General features: G+C 54.9%; 1 protein-coding gene. It reads left to right on the top strand.

From position 1 onward, the window contains the following. Nucleotides 1-170 precede the first annotated feature (170 nt). Nucleotides 171-482, top strand: coding sequence for a cystatin domain-containing protein (locus FWJ25_RS20760; RefSeq protein WP_188093683.1), 312 nt, complete (start codon nucleotides 171-173; stop codon nucleotides 480-482). Nucleotides 483-578: the final 96 nt, after the last annotated feature.

Genomic DNA, 578 nt, shown 5'->3' with positions numbered 1-578 from the left:
CGTTCATCGTAGCTGCCTCCAGTCGTCTCCCGAGATCTTCTCCGGCTATAAATTTCCGCCCCAATTCCCCAATCCAGATGCGCAAACATCGAATCGTCTCACTCGTGTCTGCCCTGCTCATACTGCTTGCCCTCGCCGTATCGTCCACCCGCAACGCACAGGAGGATTCCATGGCCAACAACACCGGGACGTWGGTGGGCGGCATCCAGGACGTGCCGGGGAGCGAGAACGACCTTCACCTCCAGGAGCKCGCCCGCTTCGCCGTCGATGAGCACAACAAGAAGGCCAATGCTCTTCTGGGGTTCGAGAAGCTTGTGAAGGCCAAGACACAAGTGGTTGCTGGCACGATGTACTATCTCACTATTGAAGTGAAGGATGGCGAAGTCAAGAAGCTCTACGAAGCTAAGGTMTGGGAGAAGCCRTGGGAGAACCTCAAGGGGCTGCAGGAATTCAAGCCTGTTGAAGAGGGTGCTAGCGCCTAAGGATGTCTCCTTCTCCATGTGCGAGCCTGAAGCTCAAAGCAAAGTTGCAGAATAAGGAGCCATGCTCCCTTGTGTAATTTCATAAGACTACAACCC

Origin of the sequence: Marinobacter salinexigens, assembly GCF_008370345.1 — a bacterium.
In the GTDB taxonomy this organism is placed as follows: Bacteria; Pseudomonadota; Gammaproteobacteria; order Pseudomonadales; family Oleiphilaceae; genus Marinobacter; species Marinobacter salinexigens.
This window is presented reverse-complemented; position numbering and strand designations above follow the sequence as displayed.